The 23,330-nt window shown below is 43.2% G+C and carries 24 protein-coding genes and 1 tRNA gene; 2 read left to right on the top strand and 23 right to left on the bottom strand.

Features of this window, described 5'->3' with window-relative positions:
* The 12 genes from essB to rsgA all read right to left on the bottom strand — a co-directional run bounded on the left by essB (position 1) and on the right by rsgA (position 11,921).
* Entirely contained in the window at positions 1–1,263 is a 1,263-nt protein-coding gene (gene essB, locus ODU34_RS01445) for a type VII secretion protein EssB (protein ID WP_024414605.1), read from the bottom strand.
* Between the two features lies 1 nt (position 1,264).
* A complete protein-coding gene (locus ODU34_RS01440; RefSeq protein WP_024413501.1) occupies positions 1,265–1,504 on the bottom strand; it encodes an EsaB/YukD family protein in 240 nt (79 codons plus the stop codon).
* A gap of 29 nt (positions 1,505–1,533) precedes the next feature.
* Complete coding sequence (essA, locus tag ODU34_RS01435) at positions 1,534–1,998, bottom strand: type VII secretion protein EssA (RefSeq protein ID WP_013730613.1); 465 nt, start codon at positions 1,996–1,998, stop codon at positions 1,534–1,536.
* The gene (gene esaA / locus ODU34_RS01430) at positions 1,999–5,148 is read right to left on the bottom strand and encodes a type VII secretion protein EsaA (protein WP_205014612.1); all 3,150 of its coding nucleotides are present in this window, start codon (positions 5,146–5,148) and stop codon (positions 1,999–2,001) included. It lies immediately after the preceding gene.
* Between the two features lie 73 nt (positions 5,149–5,221).
* On the bottom strand, positions 5,222–5,512 hold the full coding sequence (locus ODU34_RS01425) for a WXG100 family type VII secretion target (RefSeq protein ID WP_013730614.1): 291 nt from the start codon (positions 5,510–5,512) through the stop codon (positions 5,222–5,224).
* 284 nt (positions 5,513–5,796) lie between these two features.
* Positions 5,797–6,609: a pur operon repressor gene (purR, locus tag ODU34_RS01420; protein ID WP_002938438.1), complete on the bottom strand. Its 813-nt coding sequence runs from the start codon at positions 6,607–6,609 to the stop codon at positions 5,797–5,799.
* A 101-nt stretch (positions 6,610–6,710) separates the two neighbouring features.
* The gene (locus tag ODU34_RS01415; protein WP_105178674.1) at positions 6,711–7,577 is read right to left on the bottom strand and encodes an aminoglycoside phosphotransferase family protein; all 867 of its coding nucleotides are present in this window, start codon (positions 7,575–7,577) and stop codon (positions 6,711–6,713) included.
* Complete coding sequence (locus ODU34_RS01410) at positions 7,577–8,518, bottom strand: 3'-5' exoribonuclease YhaM family protein (RefSeq protein ID WP_024414601.1); 942 nt, start codon at positions 8,516–8,518, stop codon at positions 7,577–7,579. The genes ODU34_RS01415 and ODU34_RS01410 overlap by 1 nt, the downstream gene beginning before the upstream one ends.
* Positions 8,508–9,746, bottom strand: a complete 1,239-nt coding sequence (locus ODU34_RS01405) for a DNA recombination protein RmuC (RefSeq protein WP_024407307.1) — start codon at positions 9,744–9,746, stop codon at positions 8,508–8,510. Before ODU34_RS01405 ends, ODU34_RS01410 begins: the two co-directional genes overlap by 11 nt.
* Positions 9,747–10,379, bottom strand: coding sequence for a thiamine diphosphokinase (locus tag ODU34_RS01400; protein ID WP_105178673.1), 633 nt, complete (start codon positions 10,377–10,379; stop codon positions 9,747–9,749).
* Positions 10,372–11,031, bottom strand: a complete 660-nt coding sequence (gene rpe / locus ODU34_RS01395; RefSeq protein WP_105178672.1) for a ribulose-phosphate 3-epimerase — start codon at positions 11,029–11,031, stop codon at positions 10,372–10,374. The genes ODU34_RS01400 and rpe overlap by 8 nt, the downstream gene beginning before the upstream one ends.
* A 14-nt stretch (positions 11,032–11,045) precedes the next feature.
* The gene (rsgA, locus tag ODU34_RS01390; RefSeq protein ID WP_105178671.1) at positions 11,046–11,921 is read right to left on the bottom strand and encodes a ribosome small subunit-dependent GTPase A; all 876 of its coding nucleotides are present in this window, start codon (positions 11,919–11,921) and stop codon (positions 11,046–11,048) included.
* A gap of 124 nt (positions 11,922–12,045) precedes the next feature.
* Here rsgA and ODU34_RS01385 point away from each other — a divergent pair.
* Positions 12,046–12,127, top strand: a tRNA-Leu gene (locus ODU34_RS01385).
* A 273-nt stretch (positions 12,128–12,400) separates the two neighbouring features.
* Here ODU34_RS01385 and ODU34_RS01380 read toward each other — a convergent pair.
* The 6 genes from ODU34_RS01380 to ODU34_RS01355 all read right to left on the bottom strand — a co-directional run bounded on the left by ODU34_RS01380 (position 12,401) and on the right by ODU34_RS01355 (position 20,177).
* Complete coding sequence (locus ODU34_RS01380; RefSeq protein WP_398578327.1) at positions 12,401–13,978, bottom strand: ATP-binding cassette domain-containing protein; 1,578 nt, start codon at positions 13,976–13,978, stop codon at positions 12,401–12,403.
* A 142-nt stretch (positions 13,979–14,120) separates the two neighbouring features.
* Positions 14,121–16,565 (bottom strand): LTA synthase family protein, encoded by a 2,445-nt coding sequence (locus tag ODU34_RS01375; RefSeq protein ID WP_105178669.1) that lies wholly within the window; start codon positions 16,563–16,565, stop codon positions 14,121–14,123.
* Positions 16,566–16,577: 12 nt separating this feature from the next.
* Positions 16,578–18,308 (bottom strand): hypothetical protein, encoded by a 1,731-nt coding sequence (locus ODU34_RS01370; protein WP_105178668.1) that lies wholly within the window; start codon positions 18,306–18,308, stop codon positions 16,578–16,580.
* Between the two features lie 362 nt (positions 18,309–18,670).
* Entirely contained in the window at positions 18,671–19,543 is an 873-nt protein-coding gene (rsmA, locus tag ODU34_RS01365; RefSeq protein WP_105178667.1) for a 16S rRNA (adenine(1518)-N(6)/adenine(1519)-N(6))-dimethyltransferase RsmA, read from the bottom strand.
* Positions 19,544–19,657: 114 nt separating this feature from the next.
* Positions 19,658–19,915, bottom strand: a complete 258-nt coding sequence (locus ODU34_RS01360) for a Txe/YoeB family addiction module toxin (protein WP_027974104.1) — start codon at positions 19,913–19,915, stop codon at positions 19,658–19,660.
* Between the two features lies 1 nt (position 19,916).
* Positions 19,917–20,177 carry a type II toxin-antitoxin system Phd/YefM family antitoxin gene (locus ODU34_RS01355; protein ID WP_044763722.1) on the bottom strand — a complete coding sequence of 87 codons (261 nt, stop codon included), beginning with the start codon at positions 20,175–20,177 and terminating at the stop codon, positions 19,917–19,919.
* Positions 20,178–20,423: 246 nt separating this feature from the next.
* Here ODU34_RS01355 and ODU34_RS01350 point away from each other — a divergent pair, with 246 nt between their 5' ends.
* A complete protein-coding gene (locus ODU34_RS01350) occupies positions 20,424–20,507 on the top strand; it encodes a putative holin-like toxin (protein ID WP_222350770.1) in 84 nt (27 codons plus the stop codon).
* A 184-nt stretch (positions 20,508–20,691) separates the two neighbouring features.
* On the opposite strand, the gene ODU34_RS01345 is transcribed toward ODU34_RS01350, so the two are convergent.
* The 5 genes from ODU34_RS01345 to rpmH form a co-directional block, all read right to left on the bottom strand.
* Complete coding sequence (locus ODU34_RS01345; RefSeq protein WP_105178666.1) at positions 20,692–21,147, bottom strand: 8-oxo-dGTP diphosphatase; 456 nt, start codon at positions 21,145–21,147, stop codon at positions 20,692–20,694.
* Positions 21,148–21,166: 19 nt separating this feature from the next.
* The gene (locus ODU34_RS01340; protein ID WP_136647131.1) at positions 21,167–21,685 is read right to left on the bottom strand and encodes a DUF3916 domain-containing protein; all 519 of its coding nucleotides are present in this window, start codon (positions 21,683–21,685) and stop codon (positions 21,167–21,169) included.
* Entirely contained in the window at positions 21,682–22,263 is a 582-nt protein-coding gene (rnmV, locus tag ODU34_RS01335) for a ribonuclease M5 (RefSeq protein ID WP_105178755.1), read from the bottom strand. Before rnmV ends, ODU34_RS01340 begins: the two co-directional genes overlap by 4 nt.
* Positions 22,247–23,029: a TatD family hydrolase gene (locus ODU34_RS01330; RefSeq protein WP_105178756.1), complete on the bottom strand. Its 783-nt coding sequence runs from the start codon at positions 23,027–23,029 to the stop codon at positions 22,247–22,249. Before ODU34_RS01330 ends, rnmV begins: the two co-directional genes overlap by 17 nt.
* Positions 23,030–23,135: 106 nt before the next feature.
* Complete coding sequence (gene rpmH / locus ODU34_RS01325; RefSeq protein ID WP_002939016.1) at positions 23,136–23,273, bottom strand: 50S ribosomal protein L34; 138 nt, start codon at positions 23,271–23,273, stop codon at positions 23,136–23,138.
* Positions 23,274–23,330: the final 57 nt, after the last annotated feature.

The following is a 23,330-nucleotide window of genomic DNA, read 5'->3' as shown; positions in this document are numbered from 1 at the left end:
TTACTCCCCACTCGAGCTCGATGGACTCGTTGATGATGACTCTGTAGAAGAGGTTGAACTAGACGTCGAACTTGTACCTGTTTTCACCTGTGACCCATCTTCATTCAAAATCGTAGTTCGGGTATCCCAATACTTTTGATACTCCGCTTTCAATTCATCCAAGGTTGTTTCCCGCTCTTCCCCCGACAAAGTCGTATTTTCACGAACCTGTTCCATTTGCTGGTAAAGAGCATACAAAATCAAATCCGAATCATCCAAACGCTTGGCCAAATCCAAAGCTTCTTGGCTATTACCACGACCAATTTCAATCCAGTAGTCCAAATATTGCTCATCTGATTTGAGCGTCACATTATTTAAGATAACAGAACGTTGTTCATTACTCAAATCAAACCCTTGGATGTAGGCATAGGCAAGAGTGTATTTTTGAGTGTAGGGAAGATTAGAAACCTCTACCCGCTCCAACTCACTAATCACCCCAGGATAGTCCACCTTGATGAAGGCCGTATCCGCATCCAGCATTTTTTCCTTGAAAGGATTGTGCATGAAAACTAGATAAATCAGCGGCAAGACCAATAATCCTGCCAGGGCAGAAAGCCAGATGGTCGCATAGCGATAGAGACGGTGCTTGGAGCGAGAAACCCTTGTCAAAGTCGCCTTCTCCTCCTCCAACTTATCCTGAAAATAGCCCTGCAAAAGTCCTTCCAAACTATCCATATCCTCTGCCTTGCGAATGGTATCTAAGAACTCCGGTACAGGAACCACATCCAGCGCACCATTGTAAAGGTCCATAAAATCATGCTCTGTAAATAAGGCAAGGATATAAGATTTTAATTGCTTCAACAAATCCGTAACATCCAAGGTCTGAGGCACCATCTTCTCCGGGATAGCCCGATAGGCTAGTTTGACCCGACCATCCTTAGTAATAAAGACAGATGACGGATGCACGAAAAAGGTGATTGGCAATTTCAAAGCCTGCTTCAATTCTAAAACATTGAGAGAAAGTCGTAGTTTTTCAGAGACCTCTTTCTCCTTCATGTCCTCAAAGGTTTGCCCAAATGCATCCAGATGATAGGTGAAATGAACAGTATCTTCATCCACCGTCATTTCCTGTTGTAAAAATTGAGGGTGGTGCAAATCCAACAAGAGCAGGTCAGTTAGCTCTTGCGTTGCCACATCAGACCGTTTTACATCAAGGTGCCACTCTTTATCACCCTTTAAAAAGACAAATTCCTGTCCACCAAAGACAAATGTTTCTTCTTTCACCCTAAACCTCCAAAACCTCTACAATATCTCCCGTTGTCACAGGATAATCGGCTAATACTTTCCCTTCGTCCAAAACAAACCCCTTATTAACAACATGGAGTTGGTATTTTTTTCTAGCATTCTCTTTTTCGAAGATGCTATCCAACTCCTTGATTAATCTCCTAACCTCAATGTGAGTCGGAATCCGTAAGTCCCTGATTCGTCCTCCATCATGTAAGGTAACATTGATATGCGTCTCCATCTCATCTCCTCCAATAGACCACTAGAAGATTATTCCTGGCCTACTTCATCCTTACCCATCAAATAGGTTGCTAAACTTGCAAGCAATAGAATGCCAACTACAATAGAAGCAAAAAACAGGCCAGAGAGAAGCCCTGCTGGAGCTCCCTCTGTCCCACTATCTACCTTGGTTGTCATCACCTTATGGGTCCGAGTATCAAACAAGGTCCCCACTTGCAAAATATCCGTGCTTGGTTTCTCACCAGTTTGGAATAGGCTATTTAGCTGATGCTCTAATAAGACTTGATCAGCTTCTTTTTTGGCAGTCAATTCTGCTTGATCTGGTGCCAAAAACAAAGATTGGACCAGTAAATCCTGACTACCTATTTTCTTTTCTTTTTCTACTTCAATGCGTGAACTATCAATTTGAAGACTATTGTCTCCAAGTTCGGACGCTTCTATCCCAACCGGAAGAAAGAGAACCAGGCAACTAAGAACAAGTGCTATCTTTTTCATTTAATCCTCTTTTTTATTTAGGAATTTTTCCACATCAACAAAAGCATTCAAAGCCGCAAAACCAAGCCCCAATACGAGCGCCGTAGCAATCACTGTCAGACTGGCAGCTTCGCCATCAAAGTAACCAGACAAACTATTTTCTAAAACAGAAAGAGGGTTGATGGCTTTCAGTGTTGCAGGCAGGCCTGTCAAACTAGCAGTTGTACCAATGGCATTGGATAGGTAAATAAAGCTGATAACCATGAAGAAGCTAATCCCCATACCAAGTCCTTTGGCATTTTTTATCAATAGATACTGACCTTGTACTAGTAATAAGCTAAACAAGGTAATCATCAGCACCCAAGTCGGGATCAACTCGCTATCAATCTGCAACTGTTGACTTGATACAACCCCGATCAATCCACCGACCAGAAGTGATAGAATGCTGAGCACAGTCACCGTTACTAAATCTGTATCCTCTAGACGGCTCACTTTAAACTTATCTTTCACAGCCTTAATCACACGATGAGTACCAAAAACATAAGCTGCAAACAGGGCCACCATCTCCAAGAGTAAAATCCAGGTGAAAGGTCTGTAGGTGTTGACTGTTGCTTTTACAGATGAAGACGATTCTGTCAATGGTGCGGACAAGAAATCCAAAATCACTTCATTTGGCACGCCATTGTCATAGGTATTGCTTAAGACAGAAGTAAAGGTTTTTACAAAGTCGCCATTTTCAGCCAATTCTGATTCAAACCTCTCCATCAGGGCAGTTGCCTCAGAAGATAGATTCTCTCCGCTTTCTTGAGCAGCCTGTACATCATTAGTAAATGTAGTGAAGACGGTATTGACATTAGTCGCCTCCTCAACGTTCTGTTCCGAAAGGGATTTTACCTCACCTGTAATAGAAAGGGAAGCGTCCAATTCAGTAGCGAGCGCCGCAAGTTCTGTATCATGCGTTCCTTGAAGAGCAGTTTGTTGCTCTTGACCATCTGCAATAGACTGAACTCGTGCCTTGACATCCTCCAAAAATGCCAGCTGATTCGCTATCTGTTGAGCCAAATCACTATTTGTCGTGCTGATATATTGGAGTTGATCTTTTAATTCTTGTTTGCGTCCTTCTAACTCAGCCAATCTTTCCTTCAAAGCTTGATCTTGTGCACGCGCTTCAGAATAGGATTGTAAATTAGCTGTAATGGAGCTCGTGACTAAAGAGGTCAACAGGGATTTCGCGTCTTGGTTGAAGAAACTATCCGTCAAACTGCTACGTTCACCAGTTACAGTATTAACAGGATAATATTGTTCTAATAAACGATTAGCTTGATTATACTTGGAAATGATTTCACTAACTTTTGCAGCATAGGCAACCTCTGCTTTACGATAAGCTTCCTGTTCTTTTAAGAAGTTTTCCCAATCAAATCCTGCTGTTGTGACTTCCAGATTATTAACACTTACTTTGACACTCCCCTTCGCCATCTCAGTTGTCGTGACAGGTGTACCAGTGGACGGTGACGTAGTCGATGCAGTATTCTCTTCCGATGAGCTCGAACCCGTCGTTGACGAAGTTGAAGTTGAATCCGTTACTACCGTTGTTGAAACCGTGGTCGTCTGACTCTTTTCATATTGGAGAGTGACGGTTACTGTATTATCCTTTTGCAAGGCAACAACTTCACTAGGATTGGTGTAGCTGTTGCCATTCAATTCCCAAGATACCAAATCAAACCCGCTAGGAATTTCTAAGGAAAGAGTAGCACGAGTTGTTGGAGTAGGAATTTTAAAATCTGCAGCAGCTTGAAGATGCGGTTCTAACTCTTTAGCAAGAGCCTGTAATTCTTTCAAATCATTAGAAGCTACAAAGTGTTCACCAAAATGCGCTTGCGCAAATGCTGCGTCAAATTGAATCTGACTCGCTGCCTTTGGATCCAATTTGTTTAAATCAGCAGTCAGATCTGCAGGAGTCAAGCTTGGTAAACCTGCCAATTGATTCAAAATCAACTGGTCTAAGCTCGTTTGATAGGATGCTAGAGAAACCGGCAACTCTGTACTCTTACCCAAAACCGCTCCAATGTGGATTGTTTTCAGACTATCACCATAGTAAGTGGTTAAATGTGTTTCAGCAAAGTCAGAAATCGCAGCCTCATGCTCTGCTAATTTCGTACTCGCAGCTTCAATTGCTACCTGTAAATCGGCAATGGCTTGATCCAATTTTTCAACCAAACCAACATAGCCACTAGCTTCACCCGTCTCGTCTATCGCTGCTGCCCCCAACTGCCCCGAGAGCACCTCTTGGGTCGTTTTAATCGTTGCAAACAACTGATCCGTTTCAGCACTGAGTACAGAGCTATTCATTGCTAAAAGCGAAGCTGAAAATTCTTCCTGTGATAGTTTTCCCTGATTTCGTTGTTCAATCAAGGTAGCTAAATTATCTTTTAGTCCCGTCTGAGCAGTATTTAGGCTATCATATGCCGTCACATTGCCAGAAAGCGCTTCTTTCAAAAGATTATTAGCTGCCAATGTTGAATCAGCCGTCGAAGTCAAATTCGGAAAAAGTGTCTTAAAATCAACAGCTGTTTGATAGAGATTGTTCCTAAAAACAGCAATATTGCTCACCTTTGTATCTGACAAGGTCTGAACATTTCGTTGTGCCTGATAAAGATTCCCGAGAATGCTGGCCATATACATATCAATCAGCTGACTCTGTAGGTCTGCAATAATTCCTTTTGCCACCTTAACAGCTTCATTCTCTACCTGCAAATTACCATTTGCATTAATCTTATATGTGATTGTCGCTTTATCAACATTGGTATTGTTGATATCCAAGATTTTTGTTGAAAAATCGCTTGGGATGGTCACCAACAATTGGTAATGACCTTCTTTTAGGCCCTTGTCAGCCGTACCACGACTGACTGTTGACCAGTTATGGGCAGTATTTTTTTCTATATTTTTTGCATAACTAGCACCAAGATTATATTCCGTACCATTTAGGGTTACAGTATTATCTTCATTGACCAAGGCAACATCCAGCTTAATATTTTGTCGCCCTGCTTCTTGCTCTTTCTTGGAAATACTCGTGTTGTTCTGAACGGCAATATTTAATCCAATGATAGATAGAAGCAAAAGTAAGACCAGCAAAGCATTTCTCCCATACTTCAAAATGCGCTGTTTATCCATTTTTCATATCTCCTTCATTTCGATAAAAAATAGGAAGGCTGGCGCCTTCCTAGCATTTGAACTTCGTCAACCCTTAGCCATTGATTTGCGCTGCAATGTCTGCATCTGTTTGCTCGATAATGTCAGCAACTTTATTCAATTGGGCATTGATATCTCGAAGCAACTCAGAAAATTCAACAATTTTTGGCTTAAGCGCTTCAAATTGAGCATCAAAACTGTCAAAAGCTGTACCTTCCCAGTTTTCACGAATAACAGATTGCTCATTTGACAAAGATGATAAAATAGCATCAATGTTATCTGAACCTTCTGTATAGCGAATCGCAGAAGTACGGAGCTCATCTGGGGTTAATTTAATACGTGACATATCTTTCTCCTTTTGTCTTATAATTACTAATCCATTATATAATAAAAAAGCCAAAAATACAACCATATATGCAACTTTATTTATAGAAAAATAATCATTTAGCCGGGGCAAAACATAATTGTAAAAATTTTATACTATTTTGACTACAGAGCAAAAAAAGATTGAAGGAAGATGTCCGAAACAAACCTTCCTCCAATCTGAGCTGAAAATTCAGCTTTTTCTTTATGCACGAATAATCTAAATAGGGACCACCTTACATCTCTTTAAGTGCAGGTTGGTAAATGTTATTCAAAAATATTTCCCAACTCTACATCAACTCGGTTTTCCTTGACATTGATGTCGGTCACAGCGAGCAAAGATTTGTAGTTAGCTACGCTACGGTCCCCTTTTTGGTTTTCCGCAAAGACAGCCACACCTACCAAGGTTGAGTCAAACTCAGACAAAAGGCTAATCATACCATTGATGGTGCCACCATTTTTCAAGAAGTCATCGACGATCAAGACACGGCTCCCTGCCTTCAAACTACGCTTAGACAGGAACATCTTTTCGATACGGTCGCTAGATCCTGACACATAGTTGACAGAAACGGTTGAACCTTCTGTGATTTTCAAATCACGACGCACAATAACAAACGGTACATTAAGGACATTGGCAACAGCATTGGCCAAAGGGACACCCTTAGTCGCAACTGTCATGACCGCATCAATCTTTTCATCTTTGAAAGCATCTGCAATGATACGACCGACATTTTTCAAAATATGCGGTGTAGACAGCAAGTCAGATGAATAGATATAACCGCCTGGCAAGATACGATTACTTTCGGCCATCTGGTCACGAAGGGCCTGTGCAATTTCGACAGACTCTGCCTTAGAGATCGATGGAGTAAAAACAACTCCTCCACTGGCACCAGTAATGGTTTCAATATGCCCGATAGAGCTTTCCTCAAAAGCCTTTTTAATGATGGCAATATCCTCTGAAATCGAAGACTTTGCCGACTCATACTTTTCCGCAAAGGTATTCAAACTGGTTAATTCATAAGGGTGGTTGATGAGGTAATTGGAAATGACAACCATACGCTCACTTCTTCTTAATTTCATAAAATCATCCTCTTTCACTTTTTTCTATTATATCACAATAAACTACAAAAAGCGAACTTTTTTGATTAAAAAGTCCGTCTTTTTCGTATTTTGTTTATCGCTTACATATACCACTTTGGAAAATGATGATTAAAATATTCATACCATTCAGAAATCTTCTGCGCTTGCAACTTCATCAATGGAATTTGTTCGGAATCTACTTGTTCTGCCCAAGAAAGAGCGCCTAGACTGTTTACTGTTACATAAAGAGCCATGAGTCTCCAAAATTCCTCTGGAATAGCTCCGTCAAAATAGGCATCTACCTGACCACGCGCAAAGGCTGGAGACAAATCTGCCGTGAAAATCAAACGGTTGAATTCTTCCCAGGGATCTCCTATATCGTAGCGATCAAAGTCTAAGATTTTTAGTTTTCCATCTCTTCCCAGTAGAAAATTCCCTGTATGAAAATCTCCATGATGGTAGGCAATCGGTCTCCCTTCAAGCAAGTGACGATTGGCCTGGACAAAGTCTATCATAGCTTGACCATTTGGATAGGAATGACTAGTTGCTTGGTAAGCCTTGATTTTACTGTCAATCTTAGCCTGATAAAAACTGTTCCAGTCCCGTTGACTTTGGTCAATCGGTAGGGCATGCAAGGTTCGCAAAAACTGTCCAGCCTGACAGCCCAAATCATACAAGACAGAATCAGACAGATCGGAAGCCACTTCATTCATGTCCTGACCTTCCACCCATTCATAGAGGGTGTAGACTGACAAGTCATCCGCCCAAAAACTTAGTGGCTCTGCCACAGGCAAACCTTGATCAAACAGTTTTTCAACTAACTGAAACTCTAATCGCTTAGCCTCATAGGCTGGTCGCTCTGCTATTCTCAACAGACCAAAGCGACCATCTTCTAGCTGGACCTTGTACTTTTGGTCCGTGGACCAGCCTTTGGTGAGGGGCTGTCGAGACACTATCCTAACTGCCATCAGTCGATATTGGGCTTATAGAAGGCTCGGTTATCCATGGCAAAGATGCGGTTGGTCATCTCACCTGGGCCGACCTTGTCCAAGGCCGATAGCATCATCATCATTTCCGCGTCGATATTGTCAATCATGTGGAGGATTTCCGCCTCCATAATCTGCGGACGGACTGGGCTACCATACTCCAAGAGACCGTGGTGGCTGAGGATAACGTGGCGCAGAACAGTCACTTCTTCCAGACTATCATCAATGCCCAATTCCACCAAAACCTTGGTAATCTCTTCATCAATTAGGGAAATGTGTCCAATCAAATTGCCACGGACAGTGTAGCCTGTGTTATCAGGGCCTGTCAGTTCGATAACCTTGGCCAAGTCATGCAGCATGATTCCTGCAAAGAGCAGGCTCTTGTTGAGCTGAGGATAGATGTCACCAATTTTATCTGCCAAGCGGACCATGGTCGCTGTATGGAAGGACAAACCTGAATAGAAGGCATGGTGATTGGTCTTGGCCGCTGGATAGGAATAAAATTCCTTGTCGTACTTGCTGTAAAGAGCACGGACAATCCTCTGCCAAGTGGCATTTTCGATGCGGAAAATCATCTGGCTCAAATAGTCCTTGGTATCCTTGACATCCACAGGTGGTTTTTCCTTGAAATCGGCAGGGTCGTTGGGTTCACCAGCTTTTGGCAAACGGAGAACCAATTGATTGACTTGGGGTGTATTATTGTAAACTTCGCGGCGTCCCTGCATGTGAACAACTGTCCCAGCAGTAAAATCCTTTATTTTCCCTGGTTGGGCGTCCCAGACCTTGCCTTCAATCTCACCAGTATCATCCTGGAAGGTCAGAGCTAGGTAGTCTTTGCCAGCCCGTGTTTGACGGACTTCTGCGGTCTTGATGAGATAGAATCCTTCGAAGAATTCATCTTTTTTCATTTGGTTAATTTTCATTATCTTCCTCATCTAATGGGGACAGGCCAAGCAGTCCCTTGGTTTGGTCATCTTCGTACAGATCAATGGTACGAAGACTACGCTCGATAGCGTTGGTGCGAGTGGTTAGGAGTTTGTCAATATTGCTGCTGGCCTGATTGAGTTGCTTTTGGGCTTTGACCAAGAGGTCAGAAAACTTGCCAAATTCCAGCTTGACATTGCCCAAGACCTTGGAAATATCATCGGCCGACCGTTGAATATTGAGGGTTTTAAAGCCGACGGAGAGAGAATTGAGCAGGGCAGAAAGAGTGGTCGGTCCTGCTACCACGATATTTTCCTGACGGCGTAGGTCATCAAAGAAAATGGGATTGCGGACCACTTCTGAATACAGCCCTTCGGTTGGCAAGAACAACACGCCAAAGTTGGTGGTTTCAGGCGGATTGAGGTACTTGCTCTGAATGTCCTTGGCAAAACGTTTAATAGCGGCCAAGAGATTTTTCCGATGGAGGTCAATCTGGTCCTTGTCCCCACTTTCGTAGGCATCTTCCAAGCGGTAGTAATCCGCCAGCGGAAACTTGGAATCGATTGGCAAGTAGATATAATCGCCTTCAGTCCGTCCTGGTAGCTTGACCGCATACTCCACGCGCTCACTAGAGCCTGAAACCGTGGCAAACTCTCGCTCATATTGGCTAGGTGTCAAAATATCCTCGATAATCTGTCCCAGCTGCAATTCACCCATGATACCACGGGTTTTGGTCCCAGACAGCACCTTGTTAAGACTGCCCACATCACGCGCTACCGTCTGCATTTCACCCAGGCCACGATTGACCGATTCCAACTGCTTGGACACCGTTTCAAAGGAGGCTTGTAGGCGGGTTTGCAGGGTTTTCTCCAGCTTTTCCTCGACCGTCTGCCGCATTTCTTCCAGGCGTTTTTCATTGGACTCCTGAATGGCCTGTAAACGGCGGTCGGTGGCATCTCGCGTTTCCAAGTGGCTCTTATTCAGCTCTTGACGGATGTCGGTTAGCTGTTGGTAAAGCTCCGTGCGGAGTCTTTCCACTTCCTGATGAATGGCTTGCTGCTGTTTGAGGGTTGCATTTTCTAGTTGATAGCTGAGCTGATCAGACAAGTTGTCTGCTGTGTCTTCTGCCTGATCTTGCAAAAGCAGGGCCAAGCTCTGCCATTTTCCATAAAGAAAAACCAAGGCGAGCAAGACCAGTATCAGCAAAATAAGTAATACAATATCCATCTAATTCTTATCCTTACTGTAGATAAGGACCACGTAGCCCTTATCCAGTTGAATGTCTATGTCTCTATCTATAAATTCGTTAGAGGAATAACATTTTTTGAAAAAATAATTGCTGGCATCCAGCGGGTACTTGGCATGACGAATGGTCAGGCGGCTCTGGTCCGACGGCATAAAGGAAATGTACTTCATACCAGCAATCGGTGACAAACGGTGCTGACCTGCAGGTCGAAAACGGACGATGTTCTGACTGTCCACCAATTCAATCTGCTCCATATAAATTGCCAAGTCCGGCTCTGCAGCCAGAAAGAGATTAGCCATCATGTGGTCCATGCGGCCTCCCAAGGCACCGTATATGCGAACCTGGGCCTGCGGATATGCCTTGAAGATTTCCTTTAAGGCAAGCTCCAAATCTGTATCATCTTTTTCAGCAGGAGCTTGCAGAAACCGCTCTGCTTGACCCTTTATCCGCCCCAACTCTTCAGGTGTCACCGAGTCAAAATCACCGATGGCCCAGTCAAGAGGCAAGGAATGGTCCAGAAGACGAAGAGAGCCTGCATCTACCCCCACATAGAGGTCGGCAGGCTCAGGAAGGCAGTCAAAGGAACCGCCTGCAATGACAGCAATCTTAATCATGGAGGGCCGCTCTCAATTTGGCAACGTTGGCATCCAAGTCTCCTTTGAAGAGATAGGAACCAGCCACAAAGACATTGGCACCCGCATTTTTGGCTGAATGAATGGTCTTATCGTCAATCCCGCCGTCCACTTCGATGTCAAAGGTCAAGCCCTTGGCTTCACGAAGTTTGACCAAGGCCTCAATCTTCTCAGCCACTTCTGGAATGTAGGCTTGTCCACCAAAACCTGGGTTGACCGTCATAAGCAGAACCTGATCCACCAAGTTGAGCACAGGCTCAATGGTTACAAGTGGTGTACCTGGATTGATGACCACCCCCACCTTCATACCAGCGGCACGGATTTTCTGCAAGGTCCCATGCAGGTGAACCGTTGCTTCTGCATGAATGGTTACAATATCTGCACCCGCACGGGCAAAGGTCTCAATATGATTTTCAGGATTGGACACCATGAAATGGCAATCGAAAACCAGCTTGCTATGAGGACGCATAGCCGCAACCACATCCGCCCCAAAGCTGATATTTGGCACGAAATGACCGTCCATGACATCAATGTGCACATACTCCACACCTGTCTTTTCTAGACGCTTGAGCTCTTTTTCAAAATTTGCATAATCTGCCGCCAAAATAGACGGTGCAATCTTATAATGTGACATACAGAACCAACTTTCTATTTGAATTTCTTACTTACCTTGGTATAGGTTTCGCGCTGATTTTGGATTTCGCTGAGGAATTGAAGATAATTGTCAAAGCGACTTTGGGAAATGGCCGAGCTGGCAACAGCTTCTTTGACCGCACAATCCGGCTCATGGGTGTGGGTACAGGTCCTAAATTTGCAGTTCTGGCTGCTTTCCGCAATTTCTGGGAAACAATCTGTCAGAGCCTCAGCCTCCTTGACTTCATAGTCTAGGGATGAGAAACCTGGCGTATCCGCAATTTTCCCACCGAAGACATTGTAGAAGCTGACCGCACGAGTGGTATGACGACCACGCCCCAGACTATCTGAAATCGCCCCTGTTTCCAAGGCTAATTCTGGTGCAATGCGATTGAGAAGAGTCGATTTGCCAACCCCTGTCTGCCCCATAAAGACCGTCACCTTATCCTGCAATAATGGCGTCAATTCCTCCAAACTATAGACAAACGGATAGCCAATTTTCTCATAGATAGCCTTGAAGGCATCCATCTCCGTCCGCTCTTCTACCAAGTCCATCTTAGAGATATAGATAATGGGATCCATGTCCTTCTGTTCCAAAAGCACTAGGAAACGATCTAGTAGATTGGCATTAAAATCAGGTTCCTTAGCCGACATGATAACCACCGCCTGATCGATATTGACGATAGGAGGTCGAACCAAGCTATTTTTTCGCTCATGAATCTTTAAAATATAGCCTTCTGAGTTTTCCTCCGCAGAAAAGTCCACAAAATCACCTACATAGGGCGTTTGTCCTTTCTTACGAAAATTTCCTCTGGCTCTGGTTTGATAAATCTGTCCATCTGCCTCGACATAGTAAAAACCAGCCAAGGCCTTGATAATTCTTCCTTGCAATGAAGACTCCTTTGTGTGTACTTGTCCCTATTATACCAAATTTCCTAGGAAAAAACCGCAAACGGTTTCGATTTTACATTTTACTCTAGTCATTTCAATGTAAAAATAGTATAATAAAAAGCAAGCGGAGGTGGTGGAACGGCAGACACGCATGCTTCAGGCGCATGTGCCCATCGGGTGTGAGGGTTCAAATCCCTTCCTCCGCATTATTTATAAAGGATAACCCCAAGTCAAAGTTGATGACTTGGGGTCATTTTTATATCTTCTCATTCATACTCAATGAAAATCAAAAATAGACTAGCTCCAAAGGTTTGGGGAACCTTTGGAAGTTGGAGATAGAGCGAACGTAGTTCGTTTCTACTTACGCAGATAGAACCCTGTTACTATTTTGTTTCAAGGTAACAGGCTGAAAAGCTCCACTGGAGCCTTTCACTCATCAAATCAAGTCAACAACGTCTGATTTTGATTTTCGAAGAGTATTAATTGCTCTCCCCAATCCGTACCACCCCATCATAACGAGAAAGGACATCATCGGACACACGGTGGGAAATATGAATGAGCGTCTTATCTGTTAGTGAGGTAAGGTAGGCTTCAATTACTGTATAGGTTTCCTGATCCAAGGCAGACAGACTTTCATCCAGCAACAAGATGTCCTTATCTTGCAGCAAGGAACGAATCAAGAGCAGGCGTTGCTTTTGTCCGCCAGACAGTCCGCTATTATCACTAATTTCCTCGCTCAAAGAAGCATAACTTGGGAAACGACTGTCAAGGTTCATGGTTTTAATGAGGGACATCACCCTATCTTCTGAAACCTCCCGTCCCATGATCAAGTTGTAAAGAACCGTATCATGGAAAAGGGATCCCTCTTGTGGCAGATAAGCAATCTTATCTTGAATGGCTTGGTAGGACAAGTCTGAAAGAGAGGTTTTATCAAAGTAAATATCCCCTGCTTGCAGTTGGCTATTCTTGGTCAAAATAAGAGCCAAGGAAGATTTGCCAGAACCACTTTCCCCAAGAATTAAATACTTCTTGCCACGTTCAAACGCTACTGTCAGGTCTTCAAAGACCTGCTTCTCACCGATGGTATAACTAGCCTTAACCAGTTGCATGCTCTGGAAAGCTGAAGCCAGTTCCTGTCCCTTCATTTCTTGCCCCAAAGTAGATAGCTCAAACTCTTGCTTCAATTCCTTAACGGCATGCCTGTCCAAAAAGGCTGCCGCAATGCTATTAATGGGATCCACCAACTGCTCTGAAATGGTCAGAATAGCTGTCAAGCCACTGATGGTCAAGGCGCCAGAGAAGACCTGAAAACCACCGATAAAGATAATCGAAAGAGTGGTCAGATAAAAGACGAAACCGACTAAGAGCCGCATGGTTACTGTCGTTCGAGTGGCTTGATCGACCTTGTCATTTACTGCTTGATAGCAATCGTTCAGTCCATCCAAAACCTGCTGTCTTTGGCGGCTATTTTTCACTTGCAAATAACTCAGAAAGACATCTGAAACCCTTGTATTATAGACCTGCTGACTGTCCGAAATCGCCTCCTGATTGAGCCTTCTCCGCTTTTTAAACAAATAGGGAATCACAACCGGCAAGAATGAAATCAGAATCAAGAAAATAGCGGTCAGACCATCCAAACTAAGAAGGGCCAAACTGGCAATGCCAAAGGTACAAGCACCTTGAAAAATCGTAAAGAAAGCGTCGTAATAGTCTTCTTTCACCGTCTCCAAATCATTATTGAGCTGTGAAATATAGGCTCCCGCCCCCTGCTCAACAAACTGCCTAAAAGGCAAATCAAAAATTTTCCCAATAAAGGTCGCTTGTAATTGGAAACCTACTTGATTGAGATAGCTGACATTGGCAATCTGGCGAATGTATTCAAAGACCAACATGACAAGGACAGTTAGCCCCATCAGCACAAAATAAGAAACAAAGGCCTGTCTATCTCCAGCCGCAATAGCATCAATAATATAGCGATATTGGTACAGAAAGCCAACATTGAGCAGGGCTACTGCAAAAATACAAGATAAGGTTAGCCAAAAATTCCTCTTTTTCATTTCTCCTCCACCATTGAATAGATTTTTAAGTAAAACAATAAAAAATCTGTATTAAACAAAGTTATTATACCACAACTCGCCATGTTTGTGTCCTTTTTCACATAAAGAAGAAACCAAGCCAGCTATCTGACTTGGTCTATTTTTATTCTGTCGTTTCAGTCGCTACTTTGAAAAAATCTTTGTATTTCAAAAGGTAGCCTTTTCCTGTGGATAGGTCATATTGGACCAGTTTGAGTTCTTCTGCAACTTTCGCATCCCGCTCAGCCTGTCCTACTCGGTCCTTATGAAGCACTTCTGTCAGGAGGGCATAGTAAGGACTGACCTTGTTATTGGTCGTCTCCAGCATAAGAGCATTCATGTCGCTAGAATTAACCAAATCATAATGGTAGTCTTCCGTTTCAAAATTACTCCACACGAAATAATCTGTCTTGTACTGCGCGCTTGGGTCCGTCACGAAAGCAGACTCTGGATACAAACCTGGTAGGTGGTCCCCGTAAAAAACAACTGTCACTTTCTTATCCAAGGTCTTAAGCTGGTCTAGGAAATCCCTTGTTGCCTGATCCGTAAAGGATAGGAGACGAACATAGCTGGTCAAGTTTTCATTTTCCTCAGCCGTGAAGCCCTCACCCGATGCTGTTATACCTGCAGGCTCTAGAGAATTCCACTGAACATGGTTCTGCATGGTAATAGCCGACACAAAGCTGGTATCGGCAGAACGTACTTGATCCAAAATCAAGTCATAGGTCTTCTTGTCGCTGACAAAATTCCCCTGATAATCCTCAGCCGTCACAGCAAGAGGATACTTGGCGCTATTGAGAGTGTAAAATTGCTCAATCCCCAGTTGCTTATAGATAGAATTTCGGTTGTAACTGGTATCGTAGTAAGGATGGATGGCGATACGATTATCTGCCGGATAGAGGTCACTGATACTTGGCAACTTCTTCATATTAGGCGCCACATCCAGATAGACTGAAGAAATGGATGAGCTGTAATTGTAGAAGGGCAGACCACTGTAGACCTGAAACTCGATATTAGCCGTACCACCACCATAGTGGTCACTCTTCATCAAGCCACTGGTAGTCTGGCTCATGATGTACTCAATATTTGGAAGGACATTTTGACTAAGGCTCACACCTGGAATCCGACGCGGATCAGCCAAACTCTCACTAAGAATGTAGATTACCGTCTGGTCAGTCAATTGACCTGTCCGTTCCGCATTGATTTCCTCAGCCAAGGCGGTGTACTTCTTCACAATGGCCTTCATGGTCTTCTCAGAGTAATTTTCAGGCATTTCCATACTGGTCTTGCTGAGCTGTTGCAACCAGAGGAAGGATAGGGTGCGATAGCGCGCCACAAAAGCATATCCCTTCCAGTCCACGTTACGCCAGTTATTAACCTGAGAAAGAATAGGAATCCAACCAACAATCTTATGATCTTTTTCATTGCGAATCGCCCAGCTCATTCCCAAAATTAGGGATACGATGACTGAAATTCCTGCCAGTCGTTTCCAGACAGTAGCGACAATCTGCCCTCGAAAATACTTCTTGTGAATACGTCGGTAGATAAACACAAGGAGGACTATAAAGACGAGCGATACCAAAATAACACGTAGACTGATGAAGCTGAGAATCATCCCCATATTGCCAATCCATTTGAAGTCATTGGGCGTCATTGGCTCCGAACGGTAGCGGAATTTGAGAAAATTGGCCGTAACCAAAATGACGTTTAGACTAGCAATCACGGCAACAGATAAGATTTGACGGTTGATAACTAGGCTAATGATGACATTGAGGAAAAAGAGGCAGGCAATCTGGAAGACAATAGCCCCTGGAAAGAGGTGGCGTGTGAAATAAGAACCCGTTCCCCCAGCCATAGAAGCCTGATAACCAATATGCGACAAGATAGCCAGTGCCAAACTGATAAAGAGCATGCTGTGGACATTGGTCCGATTTGCCTTAAACTCTACAAATGCCTTATGAAGATAGCGAAGAAAAATGTAGGTCCCTATAAAATGAATAGGTGCAAACAAGGGTGTCTGGCTGAAAAACTCTATGTAAGAACCTTTCTCAACCAAACTTTCATAATGGCTATCTTTCCAATAAGAAACCGCTAATGGACTGAGAGCAAGCAAGCTGGTCAACAAGAGATAGATATCTGGCTCCAGATAGTTAGCTGACCAAATACTCAATTTTTCTCGAATTTTTGTCTTCTTCCGCCACAAAAATGCCAACAATACTGGAAGAAGCAACATCAATAGAAGTTCAAACTGAAAGAGATTATTACGGAAAATATTCCAGGGTTGATACTTCTTGGCATTGAGCCGATAGACCAGGTTGACAAGATATAGAAAACCTAGAAAATAGCCGACATACTTGGCAAAGGTTTTGGTCTTTACAAATTTCTCATATTTATCAAGCAAGGCCAATACATAAAAGGTAAAAATAGAATAGGCAAGCAGGGGCAGAGGAATAAACCAGAGTGGAAAAGATACATCACTCAGTAAAAGGGCTCGCCCCATAGCCAGCAAGACGGTCATTACCATGACCAGAATAAATTGCTTGGTTGCCTTGAGTTTGATTTGTTTCATAGCATTTCTCTCTTAGGAAATATTTGATTTTCGGTAGATAAAGGTATAATAAATCGACCAAAGTATCCAGCCAGTCAAACTGATAAAGATAACTGGCAATAACCACCATTGTTGCTTATAGGAGAGGATAAGGGTGTTCTTCCCTTTTTGGCTGGTAACCGTTGGCACACCAATAGTGGAAAGATAATAATCCATCTTCCCTAACCTCTTTCCATTCAATGTCAATTCACTATCTCGGTAAATAACAATCGGTATTTGGATTTCCTCTGATTGATTTGCCGACCAACTTATTTTTAAGCTATCCCCAAAAACTTGCTTATTAAATTGCTGGTTAGGTAAAATAATCTGGTCACGGTAACGATCATAACGAGATTTAGCCTCATTTACCGCACGAACATTCTCTTCTTTTTCAGATAACACCGGCACATAGTCGGGAGTTGATTTCTGAGCCAGTTGAACAAACTCACCTAAATTTTTTGAATGCAAGGATGCACGTAATTCTTCCGTTGTTCCGTATAGAGTAGTATGAAGCATATCTTGTAAGAATTCTGCTTTGTTGTACTGGTCATTGACTGCTTGATTATATTGATCCCAAGTAAAACCAACACCAATTATGGTAGATAAGATTGTCATCCCCAAAAACAACTTTTTACGCACTTCGTAATCTGTTAATTGAAGACCAACAATCGTCAGAAGTAAAGTATTAGCATACAAAAAGAATCTAAAGGGAAATTGGATTAAATCCACTAATCCAATACCTTTACCAGCAAATAGTTGCCACGGAAAAAGATTTGTTGAAAAAATAAAAAATACCAAAAAAGTTAATGTCAGCCCCCTCAATATCACCGATTGCTTCTTCCATTTTTTCAGCATAAAATAAAGAGAGGTTGCAAAAATGATTGGTAGAGAGGATGGAAAGTATAAGAAATAAGCCTTAGACCAGGTAACTGTTGACTGAATAAACTTTTTGTTTATAAATGGTGCTGCTAATTCATTTGTTGCATTTACATATAATAAGGGTAACCAGATATTTACAGTTAAAATCAGAAAAACTCCAACCGAAAACAGTACATCTTTCATTACGTTCCATTTGTCTTGCGATTTTAACCAACCAATTGAAAAAAGAATTGCATAGGCTAAGATGAGAAACAGAGCCGACAGCATGTGTATCTGCAACATTAACCCTACAGCTCCTGCCATCAGAAAAATAGGAACTTTACCAGTTTTTAGGAATCGAACTGCTGGAATCAAGCAAAGCGGAAATAAGGCCACTCCCCAACTTGAAAATCCTTGAGCTACCCACCAGTATTGAACAGAGTAGGTAGTCACGAAAAACATGGATAAACCAACAGATAGAGAATAGCGTACTTTCACTTCTCGCATTAGAAAATAAAGCGAAGTGGCACTCAAAACTCCTAAAAGAAGATTAGACAGTAGTTGATATCGATACCAAGTTCCGGCCAACAACAGCAAGGCTCCTTGCAAATAGGCTAGATATGGACCATATAGAGCATTGACAATCCTTCCAGATTGCTGATAGCCATGCAAGCTCATTATATAAGAAAAATCTCCTGACTTAATTTGCATAGCTGTATCATAAAAACGATTATAATGAAAAACAATATCGTCTCCTGTCACCACTGCTTTTGTCAAAATCTGTGGCAATAGAAGGGTGAGCGAAAAAAGAAAAAATACAGTTACTGCAACAATATCTGGATGCTTTTTCAGTAATTTTTTTAACATAAGATACCTTCATAAAAAAAGAGGGAAACCCTCTCTTGTTTTTGTAAGAACCTGTACTCAGAAGTGAAGTGATTATAAATAAGAGATAGTTTTTCGCTAATCAAGGCAGTTTTATTGAGAGAATACTGACTGTACTTTGAAAAAACTAACGATGAGTAGCTTAAAAACTATCCTTAAGTAGAAGTGCCAAACTGTGAATACGGGTTCTTACTATTCTGCTCATTTGCAGACAATAATTCCTTAAAATTTATCAACTCCCAGTATAACAAGCTTTCCCCCCACTGTCAACGAACAAGATAGATTGAAAATGGTTTTAGGTAAAATAAAGATTGATTGCAGATTCCTCTACAATCAATAGTTGCTTATAAACCAACTTCCTGGAGGCTGTCAGACAAACGCGCGAAGTCAGCCATGGAAAGTGCTTCTCCACGGACACTAGCTTCCAGCTCTGCCATGCCAAGTGCCTGCGTCAGCTTGTCCTTGACTTCTTCGGACTTGCCGAAATGGTTGGTCAGGTTGTTCCACAGGGTCTTGCGGCGGTGCACAAAGCTGGCCTTGGACACTCGGAAGAAGAAATCTTCGTCCTTGACGCTCACAAGGGGTTGCTCGCGGCGGACCATTTTGAGAATGGCGGAGTCCACGTTTGGTGCAGGCACAAAGACGGTGCGAGGCACGATGAAGGCCACCTTGGCAGTCATGTAGTACTGGACCGCAATGGACAGGCTACCGTAAGCTTTGGTGTTTGGCTCGGCAGAAATGCGGTCGGCAACCTCCCGCTGCATCATGACCACGAACTCGCTGAAGGGAATCTTGCTCTCAATCAGGTGCATGAGGATAGGGGTAGTGATGTAGTAAGGCAGATTGGCCACGACCTTGATGGGCAGGTCAGGATTTTTGAAATTCTGAATCTGGGTCTGCAGGTCGCTCTTCAAGATGTCTTGGTTGACCACAGTCACATTGTCAAAGCGGCCCAAGGTGTCCGCCAAAATCGGAATCAGGCGGTCGTCAATCTCAAAGGCCATGACCTCAGCAGCATTCTCCGCTAAAAACTCGGTCAAGGCCCCGATGCCAGGTCCAATCTCGATGACATTGACATTCTGGTCAATATCTGCCGTGTCCACAATCTTCTGTAAAATATTGGTATCGGTCAAAAAGTTCTGACCGAAGGATTTCTTAAAGGTAAACCCGTGGCGTTCAAGGACGGCACGAGTAACGTTTTTGTCTGCGATTCTCATGTGTGTTCTTTCTTGTTTTTTATTTCTAGGTAAGCTTCAGATAGACAGCGAGGCAACAAAATCAATTTTAGTCAGTTTGATTATCTGCATCTTTTCTCTCAGTTTCTTCTACTCTCACCCATAATGGTCCTTTAGCGACAAGATATACAACTGGTCTGCTTCTACCATATAAATCAACCGATTCTCCGCATCAATCCTTCTTGACCAAGCACCTTGATAATCATACTTCAAAGGTTCTGGTTTGGCAATGCCTTCAAAAGGATGTCGCTGCATATCCTTGATAATTTTATTGATTCTCTTTAGTGTTTTCTTATCCTGACCTTGCCAGTAGAGATAGTCTTCCCAGGCATCCTCTGTAAAATGGATTCCCATGCTAGTCGGCCTCTATCAGGTTTCGTTCTTGGGTTTGCCCTGCTTTGACTTGAGCCATACCACGCAAAACTTTTTGAGACAGATAGGTGTTCCGAGCAACAGTGAGGGTTTCTTGTAAACTATCCCACTCGCTCTTTGAGAGTACAACAATATCTTCTTCTGGATTTTTATTAACCACGACCAAAGGCTCAAACTCATCATTGACCTTTTTCATGTAGTCCTTTAAGTGATTTCGAAAATGGGAATATACAATAGCTTCCATAAGCAATACCTCTCATCATTTCTAGGCTTACTATAGCATAGAAAAAAAGAGTTGTCAAACTTATTGTACAACTCTTTAGCGATTCTTATGTGTGTTTCTCATTTTTTGCCTTTTATTTTAAAAAAGCGGAACAAAATGCTTGTTGTTTTCCGAATTAATCTAGTGTAGGGAAGTTCCGAAGGCGGGACGGAAATCTGATTCAGGAGGTGAGGCCATGGCACAACTCCTTAGAAAAGGTGACCGTCGATGTCAGTTTACGAAGCGATTGAGCTAATGATACACTTTGGCATTCTTTTACTGGCTATTTTAACATTTCAACGAAAAAAATAAACAGTAAAACCGCACTTCCAACTTTGACCGGTCTGTAAGTAGCGGTTTTTCTGTTATCTACAAATCCGTCCCGTCTTTAAAACGGTCCTATTGGTCCTCAAGTGAAAACTTGAGGACCTTTCTATCTATATTCTAGGATTTTTAAGTAAAATTGTCAAGTCTATCGGCAGTTTGCTTCTACATCCTACTTGTTATCAATCTTCCACTCGCCACCTTCAAACCAGTAAAAGTTCTCTGTTAATTGTGGCTGTTCAAAGATTTCCAGCATGGATTCAAAACCGTCTGCCAACAGAACATTCTTCAAATCCTCATGGTCAATCCAGAAGACCTCGCCCTCATCTGAAGATTGAATAGAGCCTGAAAAATGACTGGTTTTGTAGCAAAATACTAGATAGCGATAGTGGTCAGTAGGGTCCGTCCAGTTTTGAATACCACAGAGTTCGAGATTGGATACCGTCAAACCTGTTTCTTCTTTGACCTCACGAATGACGGAGGAAATAATTGACTCATTTGGCTCGATATGGCCCCCAGGGAAAGTCACACCAGGCCATTTCTCTGACTTCCTATCCTGGACCAATACCTGCTGACCGTCTGTAATCATACACATATTGGTTAGGATAACTTGTTCTGTCCTACTCATACTCTCTCACTTCAATAATTTATTCGATATACTTTTCACCGATCCAACTAGGAAACTCTCCTAAAAAAATTGCTTCTCCTTGGAGGAACGTTCCATCATCAGCCTGCAATTCATCTGCAACGATGCATTTATCTACCGATGTCAGCCACCGATTTCTTGTATTTATAAGAATAGACTGATCCAGATTTCGATGCCATCTTGGATTCTTAAAAAATCGTTCATAGTAATCTTGGTCATAAAACACAATCAACTGCGAACTCCACAACTCTGGTAGGCACAAAATTGATACGACCTTACAAAAGCGGAGCTCTTCTGGTTTGCCAGCTATAAACCGCTCCGTCAAAATCTCCCACCCCTGACAAAACTGTCTTTTGATTGCTGGTCTAGTTTTCGTTGATTGTATGAATGGGCTACTTGGCACATGGAAATGATCGTATAGAGCATCTTCCGAGCACATCGACCAAGAAATATAACTCATAGCTTTCAATAGATTCTGAAGCTTACGATGTTGACCCCGCTCTTTTTTCAACCGCTTCATTTCTTACTCCCTTCAACGAAAGTCTCCATAGCCTCCTCAACTTCCGCCAGACTTATCCCAAACAGCTCCAGGCGTTTGAGTAGTTGCTTGCCGTTGCAGTAGCCGATGCGGAGCTTTTCTCCCAGATACTCCCTCCGCTTGCGACTGTCTCCGCCCATAAGCAAGCCTAGTCGCATCAGATCTGACTTGGTGATGTCAAAGTTATTTTCATCATCGTAGTAACCACGCACGCCTGCGAGGGCTTTTTCCAAGTCCTCAAAGCTGGCGTGCTCAATGCCCAAGGACCGCCCTTTTGTTTTGGACTGGGGCCTGGCCTCGTCCCGCTGTAAAAAGGCGTGTTTGACCGTGGGAATAGCCTGCATAATCATCTTCCGAATCCGCTCCCCATTGTAGTCTGGGTCAGTAAAGACAATGACGCCACGCAGGTTATGGAGTTTCTCGATGCGTTCCAAGTCATCGTCTGATATGGCAGAGCCTCTGGTTTCGTAGGTATCCACCTCGTAAAATCGTCTTAGGTTTGCGGTATCGTCCTTGCCTTCAACAACGAGGACTTCTTGTATCTTAATTTTCTGTGTCAATTCTGAACAAGCTCCTTGCATTCTCGTAGGTCGCTTTCGCCACTTCTTCGACCGACTGGTTGCGAAGCTGGGCCAGCATATCCACCACATATCTGGTGTAGCCGGTGCGATTTTCCCGACCACGCTTAGGAACTGGGGCCAGGTAGGGCGCATCCGTCTCGACTAGGATTTTTTCTAGGGGCAATGCTTGCGCCGCTTCCTGAAGTTCGACAGCTTTTTTGAAAGTCACCACTCCCGAGAAGGAAATGTGCATGCCTAGGTCCATGAAGGCCTGAGCCTCCTCCAGCATGCCAGAGAAGGAATGCATGATGCCTCCGCGTGGACCGACGCCGACTTCCTTGATGATCTGGTAAGTATCTTCCAAAGCATCGCGAGTATGAACCACAAAGGGCAAATCCAACTGCTTGGCCAACTCCATCTGTCGCTTGAAAACACGAGCCTGGGTTTCCTTATCAGCCGTCATCCAGTAGTAGTCCAGCCCAATCTCCCCCAGGGCAATGACCTTGGGATGTTTGAGTACCTCAAGCAAGTAGCTCTCTACTTCTTCGTCATAGGTGCCAGCCTCTGTCGGATGCCAGCCCAAGGTCAGATAAATTTCAGGGTGCTGGTCAGCAAGCTCCATAGCCTTGTCAATGGTTGCTCGGTCAAAACCGACTACATTGTGGAGGGTGACCCCCATTTCCTTGGCAAAGTCTAATTCTTCTTGGACCCGACCGTCAAACTGCTCTACGTTGAGGTGGGTGTGGGTGTCAAAAATTTGTATCATCGTTCCATCACTTTCTTTCCTACTATTGTAACATATTTCAGAAGATTCTTATGAGAAGAAAAAAACCAGCAGACTCGAGTTTCTGCTGGCTTCTCTTTTCATCTTCTTATGCTACTGTAAGAACTTTACGTCCCTTACGGCGACGAGCAGCTAACACGCGACGGCCGTTTTTAGTTGCCATACGGCTACGGAAACCGTGTTTACGCGCGCGACGGATTTTACTTGGTTGAAAAGTACGTTTCACGATGAATACCTCCTCTTAGATTCTTGTATTCGTTTAGCCGGCTAGTTTTGATCAGTT

Source organism: Streptococcus sp. 2018WUSS126 (assembly GCF_044427425.1).
Classification (GTDB): domain Bacteria; phylum Bacillota; class Bacilli; order Lactobacillales; family Streptococcaceae; genus Streptococcus; species Streptococcus hashimotonensis.
The sequence above is the reverse complement of the archived record's forward strand: the minus strand, read 5'-3'. Positions and strand labels throughout refer to the sequence as shown.